The organism is Gordonia sp. UBA7599 (assembly GCA_002477755.1).
Taxonomy (GTDB): Bacteria; Actinomycetota; Actinomycetes; order Mycobacteriales; family Mycobacteriaceae; genus Gordonia.
Map to the genome: position 1 here is coordinate 1 of DLKD01000162.1, position 5,533 is coordinate 5,533.

Consider the following 5,533-nt stretch of genomic DNA (forward strand, 5'->3'; position numbering starts at 1 on the left):
CGACCTGGTCGCCGGCGCGGCCGCCGCGGCACAGACCGCGCACCTCGCGATGCCTGCCGCCGCCGAAATCGACCAAGTGCGCGGAAAGCTGGCGGAGGTAGCCGCCACGGCCGCACTGGTGGTCGTGATGACGGGCGGGCTGGCCCGCGCTGAGCGCGCGCAGACGGAGATCGCCGCCACCGCCGCGCGTGTCATGCACGGCTACGAGCGTGACTGTACGGGCGTGGCCACCGCCCCGCCGCAGAGCAGTCCGGCTCCCGCGCTGGTACGGGGTGCCGCTTCGACTCGGACTACGCACACGGGTACCGGGTCGAGCGACGCAACGGGTACCGCACCACTCGGCGTCGCCGGGCTCGCCGCAGTGCCCCCGCGCGTGCTGGGACGGTTCCAGGCCGTATCGGTCGGGGCCACTGGCTCCACCGCCGATCGGCGCCAAGACCCGGTGACGCCAATCGCGCAAACGTCCGGCGGCGCCGACCGTGCGCGCGGCTCGTCGATGGGCCCGGTCGCGCCCGTGGCCGCCGCGCCGGGAGCGGGGTCCGCACGGGCCGGCGCCACCGATCACGGTGTGGCACTCACCCACGAAGCCGCAGACTCCGACACGGCCGAACCGATGACCTGGGCGCAATTGGCCGTTCACGACCAGGTGCGGGCCACACCGGGCCCGGCCACCACAGACCCGGGTCACACAGCCGTGTGATCCGATCATGAAAGAAGGGGGAACACCATGCCCGGATCAGGGCTCAACCTCGACGTCGGCGCCTCGATGGCCTCGGCCAAGTCGGTGGCCGGAATCGTCGACGAGATGCAGCAGGTCATCCGCGCCATCGCGACGGCATCGCAGAACGTGGCCGGCACGTGGAAGGGACGCGCGTCGGGGGCCTACGACACGACTCATGGCGACTGGAATGCGAGTGCGGTGAAGCTCAACCTCGCACTCGAGGACATCAAGGCCAAGCTCACCGCCTCGTTCGCCGGGTACGGCGACGAGGATGAGTCGGGTGCCGCCACCATCAACGGCTCGCTGGCCGTCTGAGCCGGCGCGAAGGAGCAATCATGAGCATCATCCAGTACGACTTCGCCGCGCTCGATACGTTGACCGGCGATCTGAACCGCAACTTCGCCCGCCTCGAGCAGCTCTCCGGGCAGCTCCGGTCGCAGGTGAACGCCCTCGCCTCGCAGTGGCAGTCTGCCCAGGGCTCCCAGGCCTACCTCGAGGCGCAGCAACACTGGGACAAGGTCTTCGACGAGTCCCGCACGCAGTTGAACAGCCTGAGCTCGGCGGTGTCGCGCGCATCCTCGACGATGGGCAACACCGACATGCGGGTGGGCCGCACGTTCGCGGTCTGATCGGTTGGCCGCCGACCGTCCGCGGGCGGTCGGCGGCCGCTCGGTGCGGATCTGCGTCACTCGCACCTGCCGTGGGTACCGCGGTGCTTGACTGGGGGGATCTGCTCCACAAGCGAGAGGTCCGGGTGCGGGAGATGATGAACGGCGACGTTGAGGAGGGGTACGGGAAGGTCGCCGACGCTTTCCGTGCCAATTTGGATAGCGGGCTGGAGGTCGGCGCCGCGTGCAGTGTGTACCGCGACGGCCGCAAGGTCGTCGACCTGTGGGGCGGAGTCCGCAACCACGAGACCGGTGCACCGTGGGAGAGCGACACCCTGGTCAACGTCTTCTCCACCACCAAGGGTGTCGCGTCGCTGACCGTCGCCGTCGCCGCGTCGCGCGGGCTGCTCGACTACGACGCCAAGGTCGCCGACTACTGGCCGGAGTTCGCGCAGAACGGCAAAGAAGCCGTCACCGTGCGGCAACTGTTGGCGCACCAGGCCGGTCTGGCAGCGATTACGCCGCCGCTGGCGCTGTCGGACCTGTCCGACCACGCGATACTGTCGGACAAGATCGCCGCACAGGCACCCGCATGGCCGCCGGGCGCGCACCACGGCTACCACGCGGTCACGCTCGGCTGGTACGAGGGCGAGCTGATCCGCCGCGTCGACCCCGCGGGCCGGTCGCTGGGCCGCTTCTTCGCCGAGGAGGTCGCGGCGCCGTTGGGCCTGGACTTCTACATCGGACTTCCGGCCTCGGTCGACCGCGATCGCGTGGCGCTGTTGAAGGTCTGGCCGATGGCGGCGATGCTGCTGCACTTGAACTCGCTCCCGCCAGCCTTCGCGGTCGCCGCGCTCAACCCGTTCGGCCTGACTGCCAGGGCACTGGCCGTCGCCAAAGGAGTCGATGGCATGGCGCCCTTCAACGCCGAGGAGGTGCGACGGGTCGAGATGCCGGCCGCCAACGGTACCGGGACCGCACGATCGGTTGCCGCGCTCTACGGCAGTGCGGCCACCGGAGGCACCGAGATCGGGCTGAGTCCCGCTGTTCTGGCTGAGCTCGGGAGCGCGGCCGTCCCGCCGAGCAGGGGAGTGCGCGACAAAGTCCTGCGCGTCGACACGTCGTTCTCCCTCGGCTTCTGCAAGCCCGCGCCGTTCTGTCTCTTTGGCTCGTCGGACAACGCGTTCGGCACCCCGGGGGCCGGTGGCTCGTTCGGATTCGCCGATCCCGACACCGGTGTCGGCTTCGCGTACGTGATGAACAAGGCGGGATTCCACCTCGCCAGTGACCCCCGTGAACTCGCCCTCCGACAAGCGCTGTTCCGCGACGTACTCGGGGAGCGTGTCCAGGTGTAGGCACCGCATCGTGCGGTCAACCTGTCCGACGATGCGCATTGTGCCCGGGTGTCCGAATAGACTCCGTGGCATTATCGCGCAACGAAAGGTCTACTAGATGGCCCTGGGACTGGCGGCACTCCTCGACGATGTCGCCGCGCTTGTCAAGCTGTCTGCCGCGTCCATCGACGACATCGGGGCGGCTGCGGCCAAGGCCGGCACCAAGGCAGTCGGTGTTGTCGTCGACGATGCCGCGGTCACTCCCCGCTACGTGCAGGGCATCCAACCGGCGCGCGAGTTGCCGATCATTTGGAAGATTGCGAAGGGTTCGATCCGCAACAAGATCGTCTTCATCCTCCCGGCGATCATGCTGCTCAGCGAGTTCGCCTCGTGGGCGCTGACCCCGCTGCTCATGGTCGGCGGCACCTACCTGTGTTTCGAGGGTGCCGAGAAGATCTGGGAGAAGCTGACCGGGCACCACGAGGAGGACAAGCCGGCGGCCGTCGAGGCAGGTGGAGACTCGGAGAAGACCCTGGTCGGCGGTGCGGTCCGGACTGACTTCATCCTCTCCGCCGAGATCATGGTGATCGCCCTCAATGAGGTGACCGATCAAGGCTTCTGGCTCCGCCTCGGTGCCTTGATCATCGTCGCGATCCTGATCACCGTCCTGGTCTATGGCGTGGTCGCCTTGATCGTGAAGATGGACGACGTCGGCCTGGCCTTGGTGCGGCGCAAGAGTACGGCGGCTCGGCGCATTGGACGCAACATGGTCCTGGCGATGCCCGTCGTGATGGTGGTCCTGTCGTATGTCGGCACCGTCGCCATGCTCTGGGTGGGCGGTCACATCGTCCTCAACGGGATCCACGAGCTCGGCTGGGATCCGCTCTATGACTTCGTCCACCACCTCGAGCACAACGCCGCGGATTGGGCGCCGGTTGCCAGCGGCTTCGTCGGCTGGATAGTCAACACCTTCTTCTCGGCGATCCTCGGATTCATCGTCGGCTCCGTGGTCGTCGGGATCGTCCACCTCGTCAAACAATTCACCGGCAAGCACGACACGCACGCCGACCAGGGAGCATGATGAGCAACCCCTTGCTGCGCACCAAGTCCGTCGAGCAATCGATGGCCGATACCGACGAGCCCGGCCACCGGCTCAAGCACAACCTCAGCGCGTGGAACCTCGTCGTCTTCGGCGTCTCGGTGGTCATCGGCGCCGGCATCTTCACGCTCACCGTGCAGACCTTCGCCGACAAGGCCGGTCCCGCGATCTCACTCTCGTTCCTGCTCGCGGCGGCGACCTGTGCGCTCGCGGCGTTGTGCTACGCGGAGTTCGCCTCGACCGTGCCGGTAGCCGGATCGGCATACACCTTCGGCTACGCGACCCTGGGCGAGTTCCTCGCGTGGATCCTGGGCTGGGACTTGATCCTGGAGTTCGCCGTCGGCGCCGCCGTCGTCGCGAAGGGATGGTCGCAGTACCTCGTCAACGCCGTGGGCGGCGGTGCGAACTCCGAGGTCGGCGGCTCCGCGACGATCGACCTGGGGCCGGTGACGATGGATTGGGGCGCGATCCTCATCGTCGCGGTCGTCACGACGCTGTTGGTCCTCGGCACCCGCTTGTCGTCGTGGTTCAGCGCCATCATCACCGCGATCAAGGTCGGCGTGGTCGTGCTGGTGATTGTCGTCGGCTTTTTCCACATCAAGGGTGACAACTTCAGCCCCTTCATTCCGCCCTCCGAGGCCGGTGAGGGCGTCCACAAGTCGGTGGATTCGACGGTGTTCTCGCTGATTACCGGCGGTGGGGACACCGCGTACGGCTGGTACGGGATCCTCGCCGCGGCGTCGCTGGTGTTCTTCGCCTTCATCGGCTTCGACGTCGTTGCGACCACCGCGGAGGAGACCCGGAATCCCCGCAAGGACGTGCCGCGCGGCATCCTCGGATCGTTGGCGATCGTGACCGTCCTCTACGTGTTGGTCACCGTCGTCGTCAGCGGCATGGTCAATTACAAGGACCTGGCAGGTAAGGACGCCGACCTTGCCGACGTCTTCCAAGCCCGCGGCATCGAATGGGCGGAGAAGGTCACCGCCTGGGGTGCGCTGGCTGGCTTGACGACAGTCGTCATGGTGCTGATGCTCGGCCAGTCGCGCGTGCTGTTCGCCATGTGCCGCGACGGCCTGCTTCCGCGCGAGATGTCCAAGACCCACCCGCGGTTCGGGACGCCGGCCCGCCTGACGGTGACGATCGGCGTGGTCGTCGCGATCGTCGCCGGCTTCTTCCCGATCTCCACGCTGCACGAGATGGTCAACGTCGGCACCCTGTTCGCGTTCATTGTCGTCGCCATCGGCGTGATGGTGTTGCGCCGCACTCGTCCCGACCTCGACCGCGGGTTCCGCGTGCCGGGTGGACCGATCATCCCGGTGCTCGCGATCATCGCGTGCTTGTGGTTGATGCTCAACCTGTCGGCGCTGACCTGGATCCGGTTCGTCGTGTGGATGGTGATCGGGGTGTGCGTGTACTTCGCGTACGGCCAGCGCCACTCGATGGTCGGGCGCCGCGAGCGCGGCGAGGTGCCCGCATGGGACGCCGAGTCGAGCGACACGATAGCCTGATCTGCGACTGTGCACCTGCCCGCGTACCGCGGGAAATCCGAGCTAGGGGAGTAGATGAGCCTCGTGTCCAAGACGCTGCCGACCGCTGATCACCGCAACGGAATCGACTTCAAGGTCGCTGACCTGGAATCGGCTGATTTCGGGCGCAAGGAGATCGAACTCGCCGAGCACGAGATGCCCGGCCTCATGGAGCTGCGGCGTGAGTTCGCCGACGTCGAGCCGCTGAAGGGCGCGCGCATCTCCGGCTCGCTGCACATGACCGT

6 protein-coding genes and 1 pseudogene are annotated in these 5,533 nt (G+C 67.4%); all 7 read left to right on the plus strand.

Features of this window, described 5'->3' with window-relative positions; translation table 11 throughout:
• Window positions 1–700: pseudogene (locus tag B4L26_RS18210) on the plus strand (hypothetical protein); the annotation flags it as partial.
• A gap of 27 nt (window positions 701–727) precedes the next feature.
• Entirely contained in the window at window positions 728–1,036 is a 309-nt protein-coding gene (locus tag B4L26_RS18215; RefSeq protein WP_290721220.1) for a WXG100 family type VII secretion target, read from the plus strand.
• Between the two features lie 20 nt (window positions 1,037–1,056).
• Entirely contained in the window at window positions 1,057–1,350 is a 294-nt protein-coding gene (locus tag B4L26_RS18220) for a WXG100 family type VII secretion target (RefSeq protein WP_290721223.1), read from the plus strand.
• Window positions 1,351–1,487: 137 nt separating this feature from the next.
• Entirely contained in the window at window positions 1,488–2,684 is a 1,197-nt protein-coding gene (locus tag B4L26_RS18225) for a serine hydrolase domain-containing protein (protein ID WP_290721230.1), read from the plus strand.
• A 97-nt stretch (window positions 2,685–2,781) separates the two neighbouring features.
• Entirely contained in the window at window positions 2,782–3,744 is a 963-nt protein-coding gene (locus tag B4L26_RS18230; RefSeq protein WP_290721225.1) for a DUF808 domain-containing protein, read from the plus strand.
• The gene (locus B4L26_RS18235; RefSeq protein WP_290721227.1) at window positions 3,744–5,270 is read left to right on the plus strand and encodes an amino acid permease; all 1,527 of its coding nucleotides are present in this window, start codon (window positions 3,744–3,746) and stop codon (window positions 5,268–5,270) included. Before B4L26_RS18230 ends, B4L26_RS18235 begins: the two co-directional genes overlap by 1 nt.
• 54 nt (window positions 5,271–5,324) lie before the next feature.
• The coding region (locus B4L26_RS18240) for an adenosylhomocysteinase (RefSeq protein WP_290721228.1) at window positions 5,325–5,533 on the plus strand (209 nt) is incomplete at its 3' end.